The 22,205-nt window shown below is 75.0% G+C and carries 21 protein-coding genes; 5 read left to right on the plus strand and 16 right to left on the minus strand.

From position 1 onward, the window contains the following. Positions 1 to 104: 104 nt before the first annotated feature. The 3 genes from ACLQ2U_RS12060 to ACLQ2U_RS12070 are packed head-to-tail and all read right to left on the minus strand — an operon-like array spanning position 105 to position 2,097. Positions 105 to 743, minus strand: a complete 639-nt coding sequence (locus tag ACLQ2U_RS12060) for a class I SAM-dependent methyltransferase (RefSeq protein WP_425750682.1) — start codon at positions 741 to 743, stop codon at positions 105 to 107. Beyond that, the gene (locus tag ACLQ2U_RS12065; protein ID WP_425750683.1) at positions 740 to 1,426 is read right to left on the minus strand and encodes a TIGR04282 family arsenosugar biosynthesis glycosyltransferase; all 687 of its coding nucleotides are present in this window, start codon (positions 1,424 to 1,426) and stop codon (positions 740 to 742) included. The genes ACLQ2U_RS12060 and ACLQ2U_RS12065 overlap by 4 nt, the downstream gene beginning before the upstream one ends. Beyond that, positions 1,423 to 2,097, minus strand: coding sequence for a glycosyltransferase family 2 protein (locus ACLQ2U_RS12070; RefSeq protein ID WP_425750684.1), 675 nt, complete (start codon positions 2,095 to 2,097; stop codon positions 1,423 to 1,425). Before ACLQ2U_RS12070 ends, ACLQ2U_RS12065 begins: the two co-directional genes overlap by 4 nt. A 145-nt stretch (positions 2,098 to 2,242) precedes the next feature. Between ACLQ2U_RS12070 and ACLQ2U_RS12075 the strand changes: the two genes are divergently transcribed. Then, entirely contained in the window at positions 2,243 to 3,622 is a 1,380-nt protein-coding gene (locus ACLQ2U_RS12075) for a hypothetical protein (protein ID WP_425750685.1), read from the plus strand. 70 nt (positions 3,623 to 3,692) lie between these two features. On the opposite strand, the gene ACLQ2U_RS12080 is transcribed toward ACLQ2U_RS12075, so the two are convergent. Then, a complete protein-coding gene (locus ACLQ2U_RS12080; protein WP_425750686.1) occupies positions 3,693 to 4,754 on the minus strand; it encodes an NAD-dependent epimerase/dehydratase family protein in 1,062 nt (353 codons plus the stop codon). Between the two features lie 401 nt (positions 4,755 to 5,155). On the opposite strand from ACLQ2U_RS12080, the gene ACLQ2U_RS12085 reads away from it, so the two are divergent. Beyond that, positions 5,156 to 6,436 (plus strand): molybdopterin-dependent oxidoreductase, encoded by a 1,281-nt coding sequence (locus ACLQ2U_RS12085; protein WP_425750847.1) that lies wholly within the window; start codon positions 5,156 to 5,158, stop codon positions 6,434 to 6,436. Further along, the gene (locus tag ACLQ2U_RS12090) at positions 6,429 to 6,878 is read left to right on the plus strand and encodes a hypothetical protein (protein ID WP_425750687.1); all 450 of its coding nucleotides are present in this window, start codon (positions 6,429 to 6,431) and stop codon (positions 6,876 to 6,878) included. Before ACLQ2U_RS12085 ends, ACLQ2U_RS12090 begins: the two co-directional genes overlap by 8 nt. A gap of 41 nt (positions 6,879 to 6,919) precedes the next feature. Here the strand turns inward: ACLQ2U_RS12090 and ACLQ2U_RS12095 are convergent, their stop codons facing one another. After that, a complete protein-coding gene (locus ACLQ2U_RS12095) occupies positions 6,920 to 7,426 on the minus strand; it encodes a molybdenum cofactor biosysynthesis protein (RefSeq protein ID WP_425750688.1) in 507 nt (168 codons plus the stop codon). Between the two features lie 83 nt (positions 7,427 to 7,509). On the opposite strand from ACLQ2U_RS12095, the gene ACLQ2U_RS12100 reads away from it, so the two are divergent. Continuing rightward, positions 7,510 to 8,592, plus strand: a complete 1,083-nt coding sequence (locus tag ACLQ2U_RS12100; protein WP_425750689.1) for an SRPBCC family protein — start codon at positions 7,510 to 7,512, stop codon at positions 8,590 to 8,592. A 19-nt stretch (positions 8,593 to 8,611) separates the two neighbouring features. Here ACLQ2U_RS12100 and ACLQ2U_RS12105 read toward each other — a convergent pair whose 3' ends face one another. From ACLQ2U_RS12105 to ACLQ2U_RS12115, 3 genes are all read right to left on the minus strand, one after another. Next, entirely contained in the window at positions 8,612 to 10,483 is a 1,872-nt protein-coding gene (locus tag ACLQ2U_RS12105) for a transketolase (protein ID WP_425750848.1), read from the minus strand. 201 nt (positions 10,484 to 10,684) lie between these two features. Beyond that, positions 10,685 to 11,716, minus strand: coding sequence for an LLM class flavin-dependent oxidoreductase (locus ACLQ2U_RS12110; RefSeq protein ID WP_425750690.1), 1,032 nt, complete (start codon positions 11,714 to 11,716; stop codon positions 10,685 to 10,687). A gap of 260 nt (positions 11,717 to 11,976) precedes the next feature. Further along, positions 11,977 to 13,026, minus strand: coding sequence for an NAD(P)H-dependent flavin oxidoreductase (locus ACLQ2U_RS12115; protein ID WP_425750691.1), 1,050 nt, complete (start codon positions 13,024 to 13,026; stop codon positions 11,977 to 11,979). A 219-nt stretch (positions 13,027 to 13,245) separates the two neighbouring features. Here ACLQ2U_RS12115 and ACLQ2U_RS12120 point away from each other — a divergent pair, with 219 nt between their 5' ends. Beyond that, positions 13,246 to 13,650: a DUF2267 domain-containing protein gene (locus ACLQ2U_RS12120; RefSeq protein WP_425750692.1), complete on the plus strand. Its 405-nt coding sequence runs from the start codon at positions 13,246 to 13,248 to the stop codon at positions 13,648 to 13,650. A 28-nt stretch (positions 13,651 to 13,678) separates the two neighbouring features. Here ACLQ2U_RS12120 and ACLQ2U_RS12125 read toward each other — a convergent pair whose 3' ends face one another. The 8 genes from ACLQ2U_RS12125 to ACLQ2U_RS12160 are packed head-to-tail and all read right to left on the minus strand — an operon-like array spanning position 13,679 to position 22,203. Continuing rightward, complete coding sequence (locus ACLQ2U_RS12125) at positions 13,679 to 14,206, minus strand: hypothetical protein (RefSeq protein ID WP_425750693.1); 528 nt, start codon at positions 14,204 to 14,206, stop codon at positions 13,679 to 13,681. Positions 14,207 to 14,220: 14 nt separating this feature from the next. Continuing rightward, positions 14,221 to 15,009: a hypothetical protein gene (locus ACLQ2U_RS12130; RefSeq protein WP_425750694.1), complete on the minus strand. Its 789-nt coding sequence runs from the start codon at positions 15,007 to 15,009 to the stop codon at positions 14,221 to 14,223. Further along, positions 15,006 to 16,250 carry an MCE family protein gene (locus ACLQ2U_RS12135; protein ID WP_425750695.1) on the minus strand — a complete coding sequence of 415 codons (1,245 nt, stop codon included), beginning with the start codon at positions 16,248 to 16,250 and terminating at the stop codon, positions 15,006 to 15,008. Before ACLQ2U_RS12135 ends, ACLQ2U_RS12130 begins: the two co-directional genes overlap by 4 nt. Further along, positions 16,247 to 17,662 (minus strand): MCE family protein, encoded by a 1,416-nt coding sequence (locus tag ACLQ2U_RS12140; protein WP_425750696.1) that lies wholly within the window; start codon positions 17,660 to 17,662, stop codon positions 16,247 to 16,249. The genes ACLQ2U_RS12135 and ACLQ2U_RS12140 overlap by 4 nt, the downstream gene beginning before the upstream one ends. Beyond that, the gene (locus ACLQ2U_RS12145; protein ID WP_425750697.1) at positions 17,659 to 18,909 is read right to left on the minus strand and encodes an MCE family protein; all 1,251 of its coding nucleotides are present in this window, start codon (positions 18,907 to 18,909) and stop codon (positions 17,659 to 17,661) included. Before ACLQ2U_RS12145 ends, ACLQ2U_RS12140 begins: the two co-directional genes overlap by 4 nt. Beyond that, positions 18,909 to 19,892 carry an MCE family protein gene (locus tag ACLQ2U_RS12150; RefSeq protein WP_425750698.1) on the minus strand — a complete coding sequence of 328 codons (984 nt, stop codon included), beginning with the start codon at positions 19,890 to 19,892 and terminating at the stop codon, positions 18,909 to 18,911. Before ACLQ2U_RS12150 ends, ACLQ2U_RS12145 begins: the two co-directional genes overlap by 1 nt. Beyond that, positions 19,889 to 20,923, minus strand: a complete 1,035-nt coding sequence (locus ACLQ2U_RS12155) for an MCE family protein (protein ID WP_425750699.1) — start codon at positions 20,921 to 20,923, stop codon at positions 19,889 to 19,891. The genes ACLQ2U_RS12150 and ACLQ2U_RS12155 overlap by 4 nt, the downstream gene beginning before the upstream one ends. After that, positions 20,920 to 22,203, minus strand: a complete 1,284-nt coding sequence (locus ACLQ2U_RS12160) for an MCE family protein (protein WP_425750700.1) — start codon at positions 22,201 to 22,203, stop codon at positions 20,920 to 20,922. The genes ACLQ2U_RS12155 and ACLQ2U_RS12160 overlap by 4 nt, the downstream gene beginning before the upstream one ends. Between the last annotated feature and the right edge of the window lie 2 nt (positions 22,204 to 22,205).

Consider the following 22,205-nt stretch of genomic DNA (forward strand, 5'->3'; position numbering starts at 1 on the left):
CGACCCGGCCAGGTCGGGCCGCCCGGCGTCTCCCGCGACTCAGCCGCGAACCAGGCGCCGGACGCCGCACGGTAGGTGGCGAACCGACCTCCGTTCCCTCCCCGTCACCCGACCGCGGTCGTGCCGAGCTCGGCGAACCAGCGCCGGCCGGCGGGGAACACCTCACGGACGGCGAGGCCGGCCGTCGCGGCCGGGGCGTGCACCGCCCGGGTGTCCAGCCGCGCCCAGCGGAAGCTCGGCCCCCGGTCCCGGCCGGACACCACGTGCGCCTGCCCCTGCCAGATGCCCGTGCCGGGCGGGTCCAGCTCGACCAGCACAGTGCCGGCCGGGCGGAGCAGCGCCCGGCAGCGGCGCAGCAATGCCACCGGGTCCCCGCCGATGCCGATGTTGCCGTCGAGCAGCACCGCGTGCGCCCACCGCCCCTCGGCGGGCAGCGGGTCGAACAGGTCGGCCTGGACGGCGACCGCGCCGCGCGCCCGGGTCAACCCGACCGCCCGGGCCGAGACGTCGACGCCGAGCGTGGCCAGCCCGGCGCGGGTGAGCGCCAGGGTGAGCCGGCCCGGCCCGCAGCCCAGGTCCAGGGTGGGGCCGGCGCAGCGGGCAACCACCGGCTCGGTCGCCGGCTCGGCCGGCCCGTGCCACCGGTCCACCGGCAGCCGGCTGCGCGCCCCGTCGGCGTGCACCAGCCAGTGCGCGCCGGCGTCCCGGTCGTGCAGCGCGGTGGCGAAGCCGTCGACGGTCACCGCCGGCCCCCGACCACCAGGATGCGCCGGAGCGCGGCGACCTCCCGGGCGAACCGGCCGCCGGGGACCGCGCCGGCCACCGCGAGCGCGTCGGCCCAGGAGTCCACGTCGCGCAGCACCGGCAGCGGCCCGACCCGCAGGTCGCGCTCGGCGAGCGCCGTCCAGGTGAGCCGCCCGGTGTCGGGGGTGGACATCGGCACCGTCCGCAGCGCGTCCGCGTGCCGGGGGTCGCGCAGGCCCAGCGCCCACCAGCCGCCGTCGGCGGCCCGGCCGAGCACCGCGTCGGTGTCGGCCGCACCGAGCCGGCGTACGGCCCCGGCCAGCCGCGCCGCGGTCAGCTGCGGGGTGTCCATGCCGATCTGGAGCACCGGCCGTTTCGGGTACGCCGCCGCCACGTCGGCGTGGGCGTGGGCGAGCCGGGCGGCGAAGTCCTTCCCGCGCTGCGGCAGGACCGGCCAACCTGCGACGGCGGCGGCCAGGTCGACGCCGTCCTCGGCGTCGGCGAGCCGGCCGGCCAGCGCCAGCACCGGGGTCACGCCCGGGGTGGCGGCGACGGCGTCGAGCGTGTCGCGCAGGGCAGCGGCGGCGATCCGGGCCGCCTGTCCGGGCGTGGCGGGCGGGCAGAGCCGGGTCTTGGCCGCACCGGGCACCGGCGCCTTGGCCACCACCAGCAGCACGGTCACCGTCGACCGTCCACGCTGCGCAGCACGGCGGCGAAGTCGCGGGTGGCGCGGAACGTGCCGCGTACCGAGCCGGAGACCTTGGAGCGGGTGCCGGCGGCGCGGGGGGCGTACGCGACGTCCCGCTCGTGGATCCGCCAGCCGGCGGCGGCGGCGCGGATCAGCAGCTCCAGCGGGTACCCGAAGGCCCGGTCGGTGACCCCGAGGGCGAGCAGCGCCTCCCGCCGGGCCACCCGGATCGGGCTGAGGTCCCGCAGCGGCACGCCCCGCTGCCGCAGCAGCGCGGCGACCAGCGCGGTGCCGGCCCGGGCGTGCCACGGCCAGACCCCCGCGCGCACCGGCCGGCGGCGGCCCACGGCCAGGTCGGCGCTGCCGTCCGCCACCGGGGCGACCAGGGCGGGCAGCTCCCGGGGGTCGAACGAGCCGTCGGCGTCGAGCACGCAGACCAGTTCCGCGTCGGCGGCCTCGATCCCGGCGTGCACGGCCGCGCCGTAGCCCCGACGGGGCTCACGGACCACCCGGGCGCCGTGCCGGGCGGCCACCTCCGGCGAGCCGTCCCGGGAGCCGTTGTCCACCACGATCGCCCGGTAACCGGGCGGCAGCGCGCTCAGCACGCCGGGCAGGGCGGCGGCCTCGTCCAGGCACGGCAGCACCACGTCGATCTGTGTCGGCATACCGCCGACGCTAAGACCGGACCCGGCCGCGCCGGCCCCGATCGGCCTTACGGAACCCTTACCGAGCAGGCATTTCTTACCGTCCGGTGACGGGCAGGCGGTTCGGCTGACGGGCGGCCGGCCCGCGCCTTATCGTCCGGTCGTCATGAGACCCGCACCCTCCCTCCCCCGCTCCCCCGCCGCGGACCGGGCGTCGACCCGGGACCGGGGCGACCTGGCCGTGCTGGCCGTCGAGGCGGCGCTGCTCGCCGCCGCGGTGCTGGTCGGGGCGATGCTCAACCGGCGCGGCGTGGGCCTGCACGCGGACGCCGCGCCGCTCTACGCCGCCTGGCGGCCGCACGCCGGCTGGGGCACCCCGCTGGCGCTGCTGGTCGCGTTGACCGTGCTCGGACCGGGGATGCGCTGGGCGCGGACCGCCCGGTGGGTTTCGCTGCTGGCCGCCGGCTGGCTGGCGGCGGTCGCCTGGACGCTGGCCCTGGCGCTGGTCGACGGCTGGTCGGCGGGGCTGACCCGGCGGCTCACCCCGCAGGCGGAGTACCTGCACGAGGTGCCCGGGGTGGTCGACATTCCCCGGATGCTGGCCGGTTTCACCGACCGGATCCTCGACTTCCAGCCGGACTCCTGGTCCACCCATACCGCCGGCCACCCACCCGGCGCCCTGCTGGTCTTCGTCGGACTGGACCGGATCGGCCTGGGCGGCGGCACCGCCGCGGCGCTGCTCTGCGTGCTGGTCGGGGCGACGGTCACCGTGTCGGTGCCGGTCACCCTGCGGGCACTGGGGGCCGCCGACGCGGCCCGGGCGGTTTTGCCGTTCCTGGTGCTGCTGCCGGGCGCGGTCTGGCTGGGCGCGTCCGGCGACGCGATCTTCACCGGCGTGGTGGCCGCCGGGCTCGCCCTGCTGGCGGTCCGCGGACCGGTCGCGGCGCTGGCCGGCGGGCTGCTGCTCGGCTTCGCGCTGCACCTGTCGTACGGGTTCGTGCTGGTCGGTGCGCTGGCGCTCGCCGTACTCGCGCTGCGCCGGGACCGCCGGTGGGCCGCGCTGCTCGCCGCGGCGGCCGGGGTGGCCGCCGTGGTGGCCGGGTTCGTCCTGGCCGGCTTCCGCTGGTGGGAGGGGTACGACCGGGTCGTCGAACGCTACTACCAAGGTTGGGCGGCCGACCGCCCGTACGGCTACTGGATCTGGGCCAACCTGGCGGCGCTGCTGCTCTCGGCCGGCCCGGTGCTCGGGCCGGCCCTGCGGCGCGCGCTGCTGGCGGCCCGGGCGAGGTGGCGGCCGGCGCCGTTCCCGGAGCGGGTCCGGGGCCCGGGGCCGACGGTGCTGCTGCCCGCCGCCGCCGCGCTGGCGGTGCTCGCCGCCGACCTGTCCGGGATGAGCAAGGCCGAGGTGGAACGGATCTGGCTGCCGTTCGCGGTCTGGCTGCTGGTCGCCGCCGCGCACCTGCCCGCGCCGGCCCGCCGCTGGTGGCTGGCCGGGCAGGCGCTCACCGCCCTCGCCGTCAACCACCTGCTCTTCACCGTGTCGTGAGCGGTCCCCGGTCGAACCGCCTCGTGAGCGGTCCCCGGTCGAACCGCCTCGTGAGCGGCCCGTGCCCGGGTCAGACGGCGACCGCGGCGGGCTCGCGCAGCGGGTCGGTGGCGAAGGCGGTCACCCCGTCGACGAAGCCGACCCGCGCGGTGTAGCCGAGCAGCTCCCGGGCCCGGGCCGGGTCGGCCACCACGTGCCGGACGTCGGCCGCCCGCGCGCCGCCGACCACCACCGGCGCCGGCCCGCCCATCGCCCGGGCCAGCGTGATCGCCAGCTCCCCGACGCTGTGCGGCTCGCCGGAGCAGACGTTCACCGGGACCAGGCCGTCCGGGGCCGCAGTGGTGAGCGCCAGCAGGTTGGCCCGCGCCACGTCGGAGACGTGGACGAAGTCGCGGCGCTGCCGGCCGTCCTCGTACACCCTCGGCGGCCGGCCGTCGGCCAGCAGGGAGCGGAAGATCGAGGCGACCCCGGCGTACGGGGTGTCGCGGGGCATCCGGGGGCCGTAGACGTTGTGGTAGCGCAGTGCCCACACCCCGCCCCCGGTCTGCCGGGCCCAGGCCGCAGCCAGGTGCTCCTGGGCGAGCTTGCTGGCCGCGTACGTGCTGCGCGGCTCGAGCGGGGCGTCCTCGGGAACCAGGGCGGGGGTGAGCGTGCCGGCACACTCCGGGCAGGTGGGGTCGTACCGGCCGGCGGCCAGGTCGGCGGCGCGGCGCGGGGCGGGACGGACCACGCCGTGCCGGGCGCAGGCGTAGCACCCCTCGCCGTAGACCACCATCGAGCTGGCCAGCACCAATCGGGACACCCCGGCCCGGTGCATCGCGGCGAGCAGCACCGCGGTGCCGTAGGCGTTGTGGCTGGCGTAGTCGGGGGCGTCCGACGGGTCGAGCCCGTGCCCCACCATCGCCGCCTGGTGGCAGACCGCGTCCACCCCGGACAGCAGTCGGTCCAGCAGTCCGGGGTCGCGCACGTCGCCGATCACCGGGGCGTGCCGCCGCGACCACGCGGGCAAGTCACCGCCGTGCGCCTGGGGCAACAGGGCGTCCAGGCACACCGCCTCGTGCCCCTCGGCGACCAGCAGGTCGGCGATCTGCGATCCGACGAAACCGGCCGCGCCGGTGACCAGTACCCGCATTCCCGTCACGCTAGGGCACCGCGGGACGCCGCGGGCGGGTTCGGGGCGGACGTCAGCGGTCCGTAAGGGACAGGCGGTAAGCCTTCGGTAATGCGGCAAAGCGGACCGACCGGCGGTGCCGGCGTCTAGCGTCCTGGACGAGGGCCCGAAGCGCGGAGCGTGCCGCGCGGCCCGGCTCGCCGCCGTCGTCCGCAGGAGGTGCCGTGCCCGTCAGCCCCCCGCCGCCACCGGTCGGCCCGGCACCCGACGGGGAGGCCGGGCGGCCGGAGCCGGGCCAGGAGGCCGGACGGCCGGAGCCGGGCGGCGGCCCGTCCGCCGGCCGCGCCGACCGGTCCGCCGCCCCCGGACGGTCACCCGGCGCGCCGGGCGCCGGGGCCGGCGGGTACGCCTTCCCGGCGCGGCTGTGGCGGGGACTGGACCGGCACCGGCCGCCGGGCGTCGACGCGGCGACGCACGCCTGGCGCAGCCCGGTACGCGGCCCCTGGCTGACCTCGGTGCTCGGCGCCGTGCTGCTCGCCACCCTGCCACTGGTGATCGTCACCGGGCTGCTCGACTGGATCGCCTACAGCCCCCGCTTCGACCAGGCGCTCCCGCGCGACGTGGGCTGGCTGCACCCGCCGGTCTTCGACTGGCCGACCCGGCCGGCCTGGTTGTTCCGGGTCACCCAGGGGCTGCACGTGACGCTGGGGATCGTGCTGGTCCCGGTGGTGCTGGGCAAGCTCTGGTCGGTGGTGCCGAAGCTCTTCGACTGGCCGCCGGCCCGCTCGGTCGCCCAGGTGCTGGAGCGGCTGTCGCTGCTGCTGCTGGTCGGCGGGATCCTCTTCCAGACGGTCACCGGCCTGCTCAACATCCAGTACGCGTACCTGTTCGGCTTCGACTTCTACACGGCGCACTGGTTCGGCGCCTGGGTCTTCACCGCCGCCCTGGTCACCCACGTGGCGATCAAGCTGCCCCGGATGGTCACCGCGCTGCGGGGACCGGGCTTCGGGCGTACCCCGGTGGAGCGGACCCGGCCGGAGCCGGCGGATCCGGACGGCCTGGTGGCCCCCCGGCCCGGCCCGGCCGCGATGAGCCGGCGCGGGGTGCTGGCCCTGGTCGGCGGCGGGTCGCTGCTGCTGGCGGCGCTGACCGTCGGGCAGAGTCTGGACGGGGCGCTGCGCCGCACCGCGCTGCTGCTGCCCCGGGGCCGTCGGATCGACGACGGGCCCACCGGCTTCCCGGTCAACCGCAGCGTCGCCGCGGCCGGCGTCACGCCGGACCAGACCGGGCCGGGGTGGCGGCTGACCGTGCGCGGTGGTGGTCGCACCGTCGAGCTGGACCGCGACCGGCTGCTCGCCATGGCGCAGCACACCGCCACGCTGCCGATCGCCTGCGTGGAGGGCTGGTCGACGTCGCAGACCTGGACCGGGGTCCGGCTGCGCGACCTCGCCGCGCTGGTCGGGACGACCGACCCGGCCGCGGCGCGGGTGCGGTCGCTGGAACGCTCCGGCCTGTTCCACCAGGCCACCCTCCAGGGCAACCAGGTGCGGGACGCCGACGCGCTGCTGGCCCTGCGGGTCAACGGCGTCGACCTCACCCCCGACCACGGTTTCCCGGCCCGGATCATCGTGCCCGCGCTGCCCGGGGTGCACTGCACCAAATGGGTACGCGAGATCGCGTTCGACGGGCGGGCCGATGACTGAGTTCCGGCGCGCGTACGGGGCTGCGCCCTGGCACCTGGTGCTCCTGCTGGGCTGCTTCGCGGTGACCGGCTGGATCGCGCTGCGGCTGGCCGGCGAGCCGGCGGCGGGCCGGATGCTGCTCTGGTTCCTGGGCGCGGTGGTCGCCCACGACCTGGTCCTCTTCCCGGTGTACGCGTCGGTCGACCGGGTGCTGCGCGCCGCGCTGGGCCGGCGGGGCGGGCCGTCGGCGTTGAACCACGTGCGGGTGCCGGCGCTCGGCGCGGGGCTGCTCTTCCTGGTCTCCCTACCCGGCATCCTGGGCCTGGGCGACGGCACCTACGCCTCGGCGACCGGCCTGGCGCCCCGGCCGCTGCTGGGCCGGTGGTTGGCGGTCAGCGGGGCGCTCTTCGCGGCCAGCGCGCTGCTCTACCTGGCGCGTCGGCTGCGACACGGGCCCGGGTGACGCGGCGGGTCGGCGCCACCGTGGCGGCAGCCGTCGACGCCTCAGCGGTGCGGCCGGTCGCCCGGTGCCGTCGTCCCGTTGTCGATCGTGACCTCGACCGGGCCTACCCGCAGGGTGCCGTCGGTCAGGGGCGTGCAGCGGACACCGCCCCGACCGCGCAGCGCCTTCCAGGCGCCGGGGCCGACCGTGACGTCCATCCAGGCGCAGGGATTCGCCGGCCGACGGACCCGCAGGCTGACCGGCCCCTGCCCCGAGTCCAGGATCAGCACGGACCCGACCAGCTCGTCCACGGCGATGCCGGAGGTGAGGACGTTGCGCCTGACCTGCACCAGATCGGCGCCGGGCGGCAACGACTCCTGCGCGATCACGGTCACGCTCGCGTCGCGGTGCGCCGCCTTGCCGAAGTACCGGTCGCCGACGATGCCGAGGCCCGCCCGGATCCGGATTTCCTCGACCAGTTCCCCGGGCGGGGCCGGGGCCGGACCGTCGGCGGGCCGGCCCACGTAGCGGTGCACGGGCGAGGCCAGCAACTGCACGATCAGCGGCATGACAGCGATCCTACGAACCGGGCGGGGCTCGCCGGGCGGAGTCGAGGTCCCGATCAGATCAGTGCGACCCGTAGAGTCCCGGCGTGATCGAGATCCATGCCGCGGCCGACCTGTCCCACCCTTCCGACCGGGTCTGGCATGTATTGACGAACCGAGGGTTGCTCGCCCACTGGTTCACCGACGCCGAGGTGGTGACGGGCGCGCCGGGGCGGCTGCTGCTGCGCACGGCGGGGCTGCCCGGCTACGACGCCGCCGTCGAGGCGGAGGTTACCGACCGGCGGGCGCCGGAACTGATCGCGCTGCGGTGCCGTGAGGGCGACCGGCGTACTCGGCTGACGTGCGCGATCACCCCCACCGCAGGGGGCTGCCGGCTGTCTGTGAGCGAGGCCCTCGAGCGCGGCACCTGGTCCCCCGAGCAGCGCCTGGGCCGCGAGCAGTACTACCAACAGGCGCTGACGGGACGGCTGCCCGCCATCCTCGACTGGCTGGCCTTCCAGCAGGTCGACCTGCCCGCCGGCGGGGTCGCAACGACGGCCGAGTTCCCCGTGACCGAGGTGTCCGGCGACGTGATCACGCCGGTCGGCCGCAGCCGCCTCCTGGTGCTGATCGCGGTGCTGGCCGGCGTCGTTCTGGCTGCCGGGATGGCGGGATGGGCCGTGCTGCCGGCCGATCCAGAGCGCACCGCCGGACCGGATCCGGTGCTGCCGCTGCCGCCGGCACCCACCGCCAGGAGCGTCCCGAGCCACTCGCCCCGGGCGACCCCCTCCCGCCCCAAGCCGACGGCCACCACGAGCATCGCCGCCCCGAGCCGGAGCCTCACAGCGAAGCCCTCAGGTACGCCGACCTCGAACCCGCCACCCGCCCCGCCGGTGGCTGCCCGCTACCAGACCGTGTCCACGCGGCTCCTCGGCTACACCGGCGAGGTGGTGGTCGACAACTCGGCCAGCGCCGCGGCGCAGGACTGGACGGTGATCGTCACCCTGTCGCAGGGCGGCACGGTCACCAACGTCAGCGGGGCGGACTGGCGGCAGGACGGGCAGGCCGTCACCTTCACCGGGCCGGCCGGACGGCCGCACACATTCCGGTTCGACGTCCGCGACCCCGAGCTGCTCACCAACGCACCCGAAGGATGCACGGTGGACGGCAACCCGTGCGCGGGCCTGTGATGCCCCCGAACGGCTGTCGTCAGCGGCTCCCGGCCAGCGCGGCGCGCGCCGCCGCGACGATGGCGCCCACCCCGATCCCTGCCTGGTCCATCAACTCGGCTGGTGTCCCCGAGGTGGGCAGCCCGCGTACCGCCAGGTGGGTCACCCGCACCGGCTCGGCCAGGTCGGCCAGTGACTCGAGCACGGCCGACCCGAGGCCACCTTCCGGGTAGTGGTCCTCGACCACCACCAGCCGGCCGCCGGTGTCCCGGACGGCGTCGAGCAGCCGATCCCGGTCCAGCGGCTTGACGGAGTAGAGGTCGATGACCCGCGCGTTAACCCCCTCGCCCGCCAGTTCGTCGGCGGCGGCGAGGCAGTTGTGCACGGTCACCCCGGCACCGATCAGCGCGATCCGGTCGTCGTCGCCGCCGCGGAGCAGCTTGCTACCGCCCACCGGGAAGGTGTCGTCGTTATCGTAGAGCACGGGGTGACCGCCTCGGGTCGTGCGCAGGTAGTTGATGCCCTTGCGGTCGACCATCTGCCCCACGAGAGCGGCGCAGGACACGGCGTCACTGGGATAGAGAACCGTCGACCCCTGTACGGCGCGCATGGCGGCGAGATCCTCCAGCCCCATCTGCGAGGGACCGTCCGCCCCGACCTCCACCCCGGCGTGCGAGCCGGACAGGGCGATGTCGGCCTGGGAGATGCCGGCCATCCGGATGAAGTCGTAGGCGCGGGAGAGGAACGCCGCGAAGGTCGAGGCGAATGGCCGGTACCCGCGCACCTGCAGCCCGACCGCCGCCGCGACCAGTTGCTGTTCGGAGATGAACATCTCGAAGAACCGGTCGGGGTACGCCTTGGCGAACTTGTCGGCGCGGGTGGAGTCGCTGACCTCGCCGTCGAGGGCGACCACGTCCGGCCGGGAGCCCAGCGCGCGCAGCGCATCACCGTACGCGTTCCGCGTGGCCACCTTCGCCCCCCTGTCGTACCGCGGCAACTGGGGCGGCTGACCGGCAGGGGCACCAGCGGGCGGGGCGGGCTCGGGCTGCGGCCCGGTGACGCGGATCTGGCGTACCCCGCCGAGATCGTTGACGGCCCGCTCGGCCACATCGGGTTTCAGCGGCTTGCCGTGCCAGCCCGGCTGGTTCTCGACCTCGGGTACTCCCTTGCCCTTCACCGTCCGGGCGAGCACCACCGTGGGACCGGTCGACTGCCGGGCCCGGCCCAGCGCCTCGTCGATCGCGACCAGGTCGTGGCCGTCGATGACGATCGCCTGGCAGCCGAACGCCTCGACCCGCCGTCGGTAGGTGTCGAGATCCCATTCCAACTCGGTCGGCCCCCGCTGCCCGAACCGGTTCACGTCGACGAGCGCGGTGAGGTTCCGCAGCCCGTAGTGGCCGGCCTTGTCCAGCGCCTCCCAGATGGAGCCCTCGGCCGTCTCGCTGTCGCCGCACAGCGCCCACACGTGGAACGGCAGGTGATCCAGATACCGCCCGGCCAGCGCGATCCCGACGCCGACGGGCAGTCCCTGACCGAGCGCACCCGTCGCGACGTCCACCCACGGCAGCGCCGGCGTGGGATGTCCCTGCAGACGCGACCCGAACTGGCGGTAGGTCTCGACCAGCTCCTGGTCGGTGACCACACCCACCGCCTTGAAGACCGCGTACAGCAGGGGCGAGGCGTGGCCCTTGGAGAAGATGAGGTGGTCGTTGGCGCGACCGCGAGGGTCGGCCCAGTCGTACCTCAGGTGCCGGGAGATCAGCACCGCCAACAGGTCGGCGGCCGACAGACTGGAAGTCGGATGGCCGGATCCGGCCTTGGTGCTGCACCGGATCGCGTCCACCCGCAGCTGGGCAGCAAGCTCACCCAACTGGGTGAGCTGCTCCTCGTCGAGGACGCGCTCTGCTTCCATCGTCACCGGTATCGCCTCCAGCGATCGGCCATCTTGGCCAGCACTCCATGCCTGGCCGACCGGACTCGCCGTCCGGGCCGCTCGCCGCTGACCGACTCCGCCCATACGGTAGCCAGCAAACCCGGTCGTCATCCGGTAACCACCGATTTGGCCGCCTTGTGGGCTGCGGAGATCACGTCGCCGTCAGGCCGGCTCGCCGGTTCACACCTGCCCGGCGTAGAAGCCGGCGCTGGGCCGTACGCCCGGATCGGGGGTCGGGGTGACGGCGAGCGCGGTGGAACCGCCGGCCTCCACCGCCTCGCGCTGCTCCTCGACGGCCTTCGCCCGGGTGCCCGGCTCGGCACGCTCGGCGGCGACCAGCTCCCGCACCGCGGGCGCGACCTCCTCGGCGAACAGCTGGATCGCGGTGGGGTCGTCGGCGCCGAGGATGAACCCGGAGGTGCCGTGGTCCAGGGCGAGACCGGTGAGCTCCTCCACCCACTGCTGCGGCGGCCCGGTCAGGAAGCCGGACCCGGAGCGGGTGAACCGCCCGGAGAGGTTGAGCAGCCGCCGCACCGACCAGGGGTCCCGCCCGGCCGCCTCGGCGCCCTCGTCGACGAGCGCGTTGAGGTCCGCCAGCTCCGCCGGCCCCTTGGGCAGGTACGCCAGCGACGGCAGCCAACCGTCCGCCGCCCGTCCGACCAGCCGCAGCATCCGCGGCTTGTACGCGCCGACCCAGATCCCCACCGGGTGCGCCGGGGCGGGCCCGCGCTTCGCGCCGACCACCCGGTAGTGCTCGCCGTCGACCCGGACCCCGCCCCGTCGGTCGGCGGCCCACACCTCCCGGATGATCCGGATCGCCTCGTCCAACGCGTCCACGGCCTGACCGCGGCTGAGCCGCCGGCCCCCGTTGGCCTCGATCGCCTCCCAGAACGCGCCCGCGCCGAGGCCGAGCTCGACCCGGCCGCCGCTGAGCAGGTCCAGGCTGGCGACGCTGCGGGCCAGCACCACCGGCTGGCGCAGCGGCAGGTTCAGCACGTTGCCGGCCAGCCGGATCCGGCTGGTCGCCGCCGCCAGGTACGACATCAGCGTCCAGGTGTCCAGGAAACCCGGCTGGTAGGGGTGGTCCTGGAAGGTGACGAGGTCGAGGCCGACCTGTTCGCAGAGCTTCGCGAGGGCGACCACCTGCTCGGGGTGCCCGGCGTCGGGGGTGAGGAAGCCGCCGAAGATCAGCTCGTGCCCATAGTCGGTCATGACCGCGCCGCCACCTCGCCCCTCGTCCCATCCGGCTTCGCCCGTCGCCGCGCTCCAGCGGCGCGATCAGGCCTGCGGCGCGGGAGGCACCGCCGGTGCGACCGGGTCACGGCGGCCCGGTCCGGGACGACAAATCCCACGGTACGGGCGGATCCGCAGCTTCGTTCACCGGACCACCGGGAGACCTCGCCGCGACGGTCCGGGCGTCCGCTACCGACGTCCCTGGCTCCCGCGCCGTCGGCTGGTCCGATCGGCGGGACTCAGTCCCAGCGGGCCGACCGTTCGGCCGTCGCTGCCAGCGCGGCCCGCGCGCCGGCGGTCAGCTCGGCCACCAACTCGGCCGCCGGCAGCTCCCTCGCCAGGGGATGTGCCTGGCCGGCCCACAGATTCGCCACCGAGGCGTCCCCGTCCCGCCGGGCGGCGGCCAGCAGCGGCCGGGTCAGGTGCAGCACCTGCGGATAGCCGGCCGGTGCCGACCGGTCGTGCCGGCGGAGGAAGTCGTTGACGAGGGCGCGCGCCCGCTTGCCGGTGAACGCCCCGGTCAGCGCGGTCGGCGCGGCGCTGGCGACGGCCGCCCGGTGCATCGGCGAACTGCCCGCCTCCGGGCAGCGCAGGAACGCCGTGCCGAGCTGCGCGGCCGTGGCGCCGGCGGTCAGCACGGCGGCCACCCCGGGGCCGTCCCCGATACCGCCGGCGGCCACCAGCGGCCGGTCGCAGCCGGCGGCGATCAGCCGCAGCAGCGGCAGCAGGGCGTAGTCGTCGTCGTCCGGCTGGCCGCCGCGGTGCCCACCGGCCTCGGTGCCCTGCACCACCACGGCGTCCACGCCGATCCGGGCCGCCGCCACGGCAGCGTCCGGCCGGTTGACCGTCGCCCAGACCTCGGTGCCCCGCTCGCGCAGGGCGGCCACCGCCGCCCTGTCGGGCAGCCCGAACGCGAAGGACACCACCGGGACCGGGTCCGCGAGCAGCGCCGCGAGCTTTTCCGGGTACGCGTCGTTGCCGCCGGCCGGCTCCCCGAGCGTCACCCCACGCCGCCGGGCCTCCGGGCCGAGCCGGTCGGCGTACGCCTGGATGGCGGCCTCGTCCACCACGTCGGCGCCGGGGAGAAAGACGTTGACCCCGAACGGCCGGTCGGCGCGGGCCCGCACCTCGGCGATGTCGGTGACCAGCCGCTCGGTGTCGATCATCCCGGCGGCGAGGAAACCCAGCCCACCGGCGGCGGAGACGGCCGCCACGAGCGCCGGGGTGGACGGACCGCCGGCCATCGGAGCGGCGACGATCGGGCGGCGCAACGCGGACAGCACGGACATCCGCCCATCCTGCCGCACGTGACGCGATCCGGCCGCCGATCCGCCCGTGGCTGCTGCCCACCAACCCGCCGGCCCCCACCAGCGCCAGCATCAGCAACTGGCACGACGGACCGTCCGGCTCGCCACGTCAACGGCGGACAGCCATGTCCCGCTGGTCGCCGTTTGCCGCGCCGGCACGCGGGTAGACGCCGCTATCCGTCGCAGAGAAAGGCCCCGAAGGTGGACAACAGCGAGTTCATCGACTCGGTGGCGAAACGCTTGAGCACGTCGACCGAACAGGCGACCGCCATCACGCGCGCCACGCTCACGACCTTGGCAGAGCGGATCGAGGGGGGCGAGGCGCGGGACCTGTCCGCCCGACTTCCCGACGAACTGCGGGCCTACGCGTTCGCGCCCCGCGAGAAGGCCGAGCGCTTCGGGCTCGACGTGTTCGTCCAGCAGGTCAGCGGACGGGCCGAGGTGGATGGGGCGCTGGCACAGGCCGGCATGCGCGCGGTGTTCGACACCCTCCGCGAGGCCATCCCGCCCGGCGACTACGACGACGTCATCACCCAACTCCCGGCGGAGTTCTGGGAAATCACCGACTCGGCGGGGCGATACGTCGGACGGCGGAGCCGCGACTAGCAGCGGCGCCGCCGGCGTCGTCACCGCGTCAGATGGCCGTGGCCTTGGCGACCTTCCATTCCCCGTCGACCGGGACCAGGGTGAGCACCACCCGGTTCTGGTCGACCTTCTCCCCGGCCGTGTTCACGTTGCGCCGGTACTGGTTGAGGTACACCAGCAACTCGACCCGCTCGGCGGTCGCGGTCACCACGCCCGTCGCGGACACCTCCGCGGCCACGACCGCCTGCTGCTTGGCGGCGGTCTGCTTCAACGCCGACGTGGTCTGCGCGTACTCCGCGCCGAACGGGCCCGTGGCGAAGGTGCGGCCGTTGGCGACGCTGTCGTCGAAGGTGCGGTAGTCGTAGGAGAAGATCGCCTTGGCTGCGGCGGGCGCCGTGGCCAGCGCCTGTCGTACGGCGGTGTCCCGCTGTTTGGCGCGGTGGTCGCCCCACCAGCCGAGGCTGGCGACGGCCGCCGTGAGCACGATCGCGACGACCAGGGCCGGGACCAGCCCGATCCGGGTGGAGCGCCGCACGGGGACGCGCGGCCGTCGCGCGAATTCGACCAGGGTACGCACGGGTCCTCCCTCTCTCATCCGACGAACTGCAGGCGGGACACGAGCCACCGGCCGGAACCCTTGTCGCGGACCATGTCCAGCTGGATCCGGTAGTGCGACGGCCGACCCTGGGGTGCCTTGACGTTCTTGACGGTGGCGTCGACGGCGACCAGCACGACCGCCCTGCGGCGGTCCCCGGAGACCAGCCCGGCCCGCAGCACCGACCCGCGCGAGTCGACCTTGTTCTCCACGACCGCGGCGCGGACCTGCGACTGTCCTCGGGTGAACTCGTCCTTGAAGTCGCCGGTGGCCCCGGCCGTGATCCGCTGGATGTCCCGGTCGACGCTGGCCGCGCTGACCGAGACGAAGGTGACGCTGGCCTGTCTGGCGGCGGCGAGGGCCTCCTGTCGGGCCTGGTCCGTCGCCCGGTCGACGTACCACCGGTGACCGGTCACGCCGGCGGCCGTGACCGTCGCGGCGAGCACGGCCACGAGCAGGACGACCAGCATCCGCCCGCGTCCCGCCGGCGCGGCCGCGGCCGGCTCGTCGGCGGGCCGCTCACCGGTGCCCTCCTCCGGCGGACCGTCTGCGTTCGCCGGGTCGTCCCCGCCCGCCGGGTCCTCGACCTCCGCCGGGTCCTCGACCGGTTCCCGGTCGAGCCGCTTCAGCAGGTCCTCGATCGGCTCCGCGGGCCGGGGAAGCTGGCGGGGCACGATCCGACGTTGGGACGCCCGGCCGGGCACTCCGGGCTTCGCCCCCTTAATGACTCTCAGCGTGTGGTCCCTGCGGGCCTGCATCGCCACCTCCTTCTTCGCGCCGGTCACCGGGTCACCCCGGCGAGCAGCAACTGCTTCCACGACTGGTCCCCGGCCATCCGGGACTGGCCGCCGGTCCCACCGAACTGCAGCGGTCGACCGTCGGAGCCGAGCACCAGGCCGGTCGCCGGGTCGTACCCGTCGGTCTCGGCGGACGGCGCCGCGCCGGTCTGCGCCGGGGCCGGTTCCCGGCCGCCCGGACGGGGTGCGTTGGCGGCGCCGCGCACGCTCGCGCCGGCCGCCCGCTCCCCGCCGCCGCATGTCGTCCCGCCGCCCCGGTACACGCAGGACGGCGGGTCGTTGGCGTTGAGGACCAGTCCCAGGTGGGCGGTGCCGTCGCCCGGGGTGACCGTGAAACCACCGGCGACGGCGATCGGGTACACCACCAGCAGTTGCTCGATGCCGGGCAGCCGCCGGGCGGCGATGCCGTTGACGGTGACCAGGTTGCCGAGCAGGGTGCCGACCGTCGGTTCCAGCCCACGCAGCAGCGCGACCAGCTCGCGCCCGGCGGGAGGTCCGGCGGCGAGCAGCCGCCGCAGGTCGGGATCGGCGCCTCGGACGGTGGCCGCCAGCCGGGCCAGGCCCGCCGCCCACCGGCGCAGCGCCTCGGCCGACTCCGCCTGGGTGGTGAGCACGGTACGTCCGTCGTTGATCAGCGCGAGCGTCTCCGGCAGCCGGGTGGTCGCGTCGGTCAGCAGCGCGTCCCCGGCGTCGAGGATCCGGGCCAGCGCCATCTCGTTGCCCTCGAACGCGGTGCCGAGTTCGGTGATCAGGACGGTGAGATCGTCCGGGTCCAGGGAGCGGACCAGGGCGTCGAGGTTGCTCAGCAACGTCTCCGGGGCGAGCGGCACGCCCGTCCGGTCGGCGGGGATCACCGCGCCGCCGGCGAGGTACGGCCCGCTGTCGCGCTCGGGGCGCAGGTCCACGTACTGCTCACCGACGGCGGAGCGCTGCGCCACCACGGCGCGCAGGTCGTCGGGCACCCGGACGTCGCGCTGCAACCGCAGGTCGGCGCGGACCCCGTGGCCGCGCAGGGCGACCGCGGTGACCCGGCCGACGGGCACCCCACGGTAGGTGACCGGGGCGTTGGGGAAGATCCCGCCGGCCCGGGCCAGGTCCATGTGGACGACGTAGCTGCCGCCGAGGAACCGGTCACCGAGCCCGACGTAGCGGACTCCCACGTGGCCGACACCGAGGACGCTCACCAGCACGAACGCCAGGACCTGCAGTTTCGCGGTACGTCCGATCATGGCTTCAATCCCCCTCCGAGGACGTCCGGCAGGCCGCCGATCTGTCCGGTCACCGCGCCGGTCACCGGCAGTACGCACTGCGCCGACATGACGGTGCCCGCGGGCAGTTCGGTACCGGCGGGGAAGGCCGTTCCCGGTGGCACGACGCCCTTCGGCAGGATCAGTCCGCCGGCGGGCACGGTCGAGCCGGGCTTGAGCAGGACGCACCCCTCCGGCAGCAGGCAGTCCTTCGGCGGCGTCCAGGTCGCCGGGACGTTGTCCGGGTCGGGCAGGCACTTCAGGATCGGCAGGTCGGGGATTGGACCGGACCCGGTGCCGGGCCGCGGCACGACGGGCGACGTGCCACCGGCCGCGGGCGGCGTGGTCGGGCCGGAGGCCTTCGGCGGCGCGGCCGGGCGGGCCGGCGTGGGCGCGGCCGCGACCAGGTTCGCCAGGATCGAGGCCGAGTCGAGGTCGGCGGTGACCGAGAGGTTGACGAAGTCGCCGACGATCGCGCCGGTGACGTTCGGCGGGAACGGGTACGACAGCATGAAGTCCAGGGACTGCGGCAGGTCGTCTCCGGCGCGTACCAGCTGTTCCAGGATCGGTTGCAGCGCCCGGACGTCGGCCAGGGTGTCGTCGCGGCTGCGGTTGACGACCCGGGTGCCGACGTCGCCGAGTTTGTCGAGGGCGGTCAGCGCGCCGGTCAGTTGGGCGCGCTGACGGGCCAGCACGGTCAGGCCGGGGGCGAGGGAGTCCACCGCCTCGCCGAGCACCCGCTTCTGCCGGTGGAGCCGGCCGGTCAGCCGGTCGAGGGCGTCGAGGGCGCGGACCATGTCGGCCTTCTGCTTGTCCAGCCCGCCGATGAACGTGTCGAGCTGGCTCAGCGCGTCCCGGACGGCAGGTTCCCGGCCGGCCAGGGCGGTGCCGAGTTCCTGGTTGATGGTCCGCAGCTGGGCCAGGCCGCCGCCGTTGAGCAGCAGCCCGAGGGCGGCGAGGACCTCCTCCACCTCGGCGCCGCGGGTGGTGCGGGACAGCGGGATGACGTCGCCGTCGGCGAGCCGGCCGCTCGCGGCACCGGTCGGTGGCGGCGCGACGGTCACGTATTTCTCGCCCAGCAGGCTGCTCTGCCGGACCGCGGCGGTGGCGTTGGACGGCAGGTGCACGCCGGCGCCGAGGCGCAGGGTGACCCGGGCGGTCCAGCCGGCCAGCGAGATCTGCTCGACGCTGCCGACGGTCACGTCGTCGACCTTGACGGCGGCCTGCGGCACCAGGTCGAGCACGTCGGTGAACTCGGCGGTGACGGCGTACCCCTCGCCCTTCGGGGCGCCGCCGGGCAGCGGCAGGTCGGCGAGGTCCGGCGGGCCGCACCCGGCCGGGAGCAGCGCCACCAGGACCGCGCAGGCCAGGGTTCGCAGTGTCCGGGCGGTCATGGCGTGCCTCGCAGGATGCCGCCGAGGGTGGGGTCGCTGGTGAGGCCCGGGCCGCCCGGCGCCTGGTCGGGGATCGGCCCACCGGGAGAGCTGATCGGAGGAGTACCCGGTGGTGTGGTGCCGGTCGCCGTGGCGCCGGGCGGCAGCTTGAGCAGCTTGCGCAGCTGGTCGGTCATGGGCAGCCCGCGTGAGTGCAGGGTCTGCGCGAGGGCCCGGCACTTCGCGGGCGCCTTGGCCGCGGGGAGCTGGTCCACCATCAGCGAGCAGGCGAAGCCGGCCGGGTCGTACGGACCCATCGGGTTGTCGCGGGTGTCCAGGGTGCCGGAGCGCGGGTTGTAGGCGAGGGCGAGGTTGTTCAGGGCGAGCGGGGCGACGTCCAGGATGTCGATGACCGCCTGTTGCTGCCGGACCAGCACGCTGGTGATCTCCGTCAGCGCGGCGACGTTGGAGGTCAGCGCGGCCCGATTCTGCCTGACGAACGCGGTGACGTCGGTCAGGGCGGTGGCGAGGTTGCGCAGCGCGGCGGCCAGTTCGTCGCGTTCACCGGCCAGCTGTTCGGCGACGTCGGCGAGCTGCTGGTTGAAGGCGCGCACCTGCCGGTCGCTGCGGGCCAGCGCGGTGGTGAAGCGTTGCAGGTTGGCGACGGAGCCGAAGAGGTCCTGCCGGCCGTCGGAGAGGGTGGTGAGCGCCTGGGACAGGCCGTCGAGGGTGTCGTGCAGGTGCTGGCCGTTGCCCTCCAGGTTGGCCCGGCCGGTGGCGACCAGGTCGGACAGGGCGCCGTCGCGGTTGGCGCCCTCGGGGCCCAGGGTGCGGTTGAACTCGTCGAGCGCCTGGTAGATGTCGTCGATCTCCATCGGCGCGGCGGTCCGCTCCACCGGTATCTCGGCGCCGTCGGTGAGCGCGGCGCCGCCGGCGTAGGCGGGGGTGAGCTGCACGTACCGGTCGCTGACCACGCTGGGCGGGACGATGAGTGCCTGCGCGTCGGCGGGGACGTCGATGCCCGGGTCGTAGCGCATCGTCACCTCGACGGTGCGGCCCTGCGGGGTCACCGCGACCACCTCGCCGACGCGTACGCCCAGCACCCGTACGTCCGATCCGGGGTACACCCCGACGGCCCGGGTGAAGTGGGCGACCACCCGCCGGTCGGGTGTGCCGTCACGGAGGACGACCACGCCGGCGGCGACGGCGACCAGCAGGGCGGTGGCGACGGCGACCGGTCGTCGCCAACGCTGGATGGGACCGGGCATCAGCGGCCTCCCGTGGTGGGCTGGTACGGCTGGAGCAGCCCGGAGACGTAGGAGTCGAACCAGCGGCCGTTGCCGACCACGTTCGCGAACGCGGTGACGAACGGGCCCATCCGCTGAATGGTCCGTTCCAGGTCGTCCCGGTTGCGTTGCAGGATGGCGACCACCTCGCGCAGCTTGCGCAGCGCGGGACTGAGCTGGGCGCGGTTGTCGGCGACCAGTCCGGAGAGCTGGGTGGCGAGGTCGTCGGTGCCGACGAGCAGCTTGTGGATGGCGTCCCGGCGCCGGCTCACCTCGGTCAGCAGCGCCTCGCCGTCGGTGACCAGTTTGCGGAACTCCTCGTCCCGGGTGGCGAGCACGGCGGTGACGTCGCGGGCGCGGGCGAGCAGCGCCCGCAGTTCGGCGTCGCGTCCGGCGACGGTCCGGGAGAGCCGGGAGAGTCCGACCAGGGAGGCGTTGACGCTGTCGGGCGTGTCGGCGAAGGTCTGGGACAGGGTGGTGAAGGCGGCGGCGAGCTGGTCGGTGTCGACCTTGTCGAGGGTGTCGGCGAGCCCGGTCACCGCCTGCACCACGTCGAACGGCGCCGCGGTGCGGGCGAGGGGGATCCGCCCACCCTCGCGCAGCCGCCCCGGCCCGGCCGGTGACAGGGCCAGATACTTCTGGCCGAGCACCGTCTTGATCCTGATCGTGGCGCCGGTGTCGGTGCCGAGGCGGACGCTGTCGTCGTCCACCCGGAACCGGACCCGTACGTAGGGCGCGCCGTCGCGGGCGAGTTCCACGGCGGTCACCTTGCCGACCCGCACCCCGGCGACCCGCACCTCGTTGCCGGTGGTGAGGCCGCTGGCGTCGTGGAAGGCCGCCTGGTAGGCGCGTCCGGTGAGGTCGGCCAGCCGGTCGAGCTGGAAGGCGCCCACCAGCGCGGCGACGATCAGGGCCAGCCCGACCGCGCCGACGACGACGGGGTTGCGTTCCCGGAACGGTGTCACTGGCTGCCTCCGCCGGCGCATCGGGCGGCCGGGGCGCTGAAGGTGGGCAGGTCGAGCGGTGCCCGGCCGGCCACCGCCACGTTGCCGTCGAAGTCGCAGAGGTAGAAGTTGAACCACGAGCCGGAGGAGGCGACGCGGGTCAGTGACTGGTACCGCTCGGGCATCCGCCCGAGGGTGCTGTCGATGACGGCCGCGTTGCGGTTCAGGTTGCCGGCGAGTCCGTCCAGGGCGCGGACGTCCGCGGCGAGCGGTGGTCGTACCTCGCTGAGCAGCGAGGACGTCGCGGTGGTGAGTTCGCCGATGCTGATCAGCGACTCGCCGATGGCCTTGCGGTCGGCGGAGAGCCCGGAGACGAACTGCTGCAGCTGGCTGATGCTCTGGTCGAGGTTGCGGTCGCGTTCGGCCAGCGTGGCCAGGACGCCGTTGAGGTTGGTGATGACCCGTCCGATGACGGCGTCCCGGTCGGCGAGGGTGTTGGTCAGCGAGGCGGTGCGTTGCAGCAGGCTGCCCACCGTGCCGCCCTCGCCCTGCAGCACCTGGATGATCTCGTAGGCGAGCTTGTTGACGTCGTCCGGGTCCAGCGCGGTGAACAGGGGTCGGAACCCGTTGAACAGCACGGTCAGGTCCAGCGCCGGCGTGGTCTGGCCGAGCGGGATGAGGCCGTCGACCCGCAGGGGCCGCCCCTCCCCCGGCCCCTCGTTCAGTGCCACGTACCGCTGGCCGACCAGGTTGCGGTAGCGGATCTTGGCGCGGACGCTGGTGGACACCGGGACGTCGGTCGTGACGGTGAAGGCCACCTCGGCGACGGCGCTGTCGACGACGCTGATCCGGCTGACCCGGCCGACCTTCACCCCGGCGACGCGCACGTCGTCTCCCGGGAGCAGCCCGGTGACGTCGGTGAACCGGGCGCGGTAGGTGACGCCGCCGGGTGGGAAGGCGCCGAGGGTCTGCGCGAGCAGCGCGGTCAGCAGCAGGGTCACTGCGGCGAAGACCACCAGCTTCACCAGCGGCGCGGTCGTCCTGGTGCTCATCGGGCGTTCACCACCCCGCCGCGCAGCAGCGGCCCCCAGAGCAGGACCGCGATGTCGGGGACCTCCGCCGGCGGGGTGCCGGTGACGGCGCCGACGAGGGGCTTGACCAGGGCACGCTCCTCGCCGGTGGCGGCCTGACCCATCGCCGGGGACCCACCGGAGGGCGAGGTCGACGGCAGGCCGACGGGCAGCGGGGTACGCGGGCGGGCACCCCGGTAGTCGTAGCCGTCGTTGACGGGCACCTCGGGCGCCGGCCGCCCCGGTTGGGGCAGGCCCCGGCACTGCGGGCCGGTGTGTGCGCCGTAGACCGGCTCGTCGCGTCCCTTCTCGTACCTGCCGCCGTCGCGGGTGACCTCGAGGGTGATGTGCATCCGCCCACCGGCGAAGACCTCCTCGACGCGGGGTTGCAGGGCGACCAGGCCGCTCATCAGGCACGGGTACTCGGGGGCGTACGTGGCGAGCAGTTGAAGCACCGGCCGGCTGACCTGGCCGAGCGCGATGAGCTGGTCGCCGTGCCGGTCGAGGAAGCCGCGGGTGACGTCGGCGGTGCCGGTGGCGTCGGCGAGGAACGCCGCCAACTGGTCCCGTTGGTCGGTGACGGTGCGGGCGGTGACGGTCACGTCGCGCAGCAGGGCGAGCAGGTCGGGCAGCGCGGCGTCGTAGCTGTCCAGCGCGGCGGCCAGCTTCCGGACGTCCTCGGCGATGGTCGGCATCGCCGGGTTGAGCTGCCTGAGGTACGCGTCGAGCCGGACCACGTTCGCGCCGAGCTGCTCGCCGCGCCCCTCGAGCGCGGTGGCGATGGCCCCCAGCGTCGCGGCGAGCTGGTCGGGCCGCACCGCCTGCAGCAGGGGCAACGCCTGGTCGAGGATCCGTTCCAGCTCGACGGCGGTGCGGCTGCGGTCCTGGGTGATGACGGCGCCGTCGCGGATCGGTGCGGCGGTGCCGCCGCTGGCCGGGACCAGTTCGACGTACCGCTCACCGAAGAGGGTCTTGGGCAGCAGCCGTGCGCTGACGTCGGCGGGGATCCTGGATGTCGTGGCCGGATCCAGGGCCAGCCGGATGGTCGCGCCGGCGCCGGCGCTGCCGACCGAGCGGACCTCGCCGACGACGACCCCGCGTACCTTGACGTCGGCGCCCGGGGTGAGCTGCAGTCCGGCCCGGTCGGCGCGCAGGGTGACCCAGGCGACCGGGGTGAACGCCTTGCGGTACTGCAGCACCGAGGCGGTCAACGCCGTGGCCAGCACGGCGATGAAGACGATGCCGAGAATGCGATGTCTCATGC

The sequence above is a fragment of the Micromonospora sp. DT47 genome (genome assembly GCF_049844475.1).
Taxonomy (GTDB): Bacteria; Actinomycetota; Actinomycetes; order Mycobacteriales; family Micromonosporaceae; genus Micromonospora.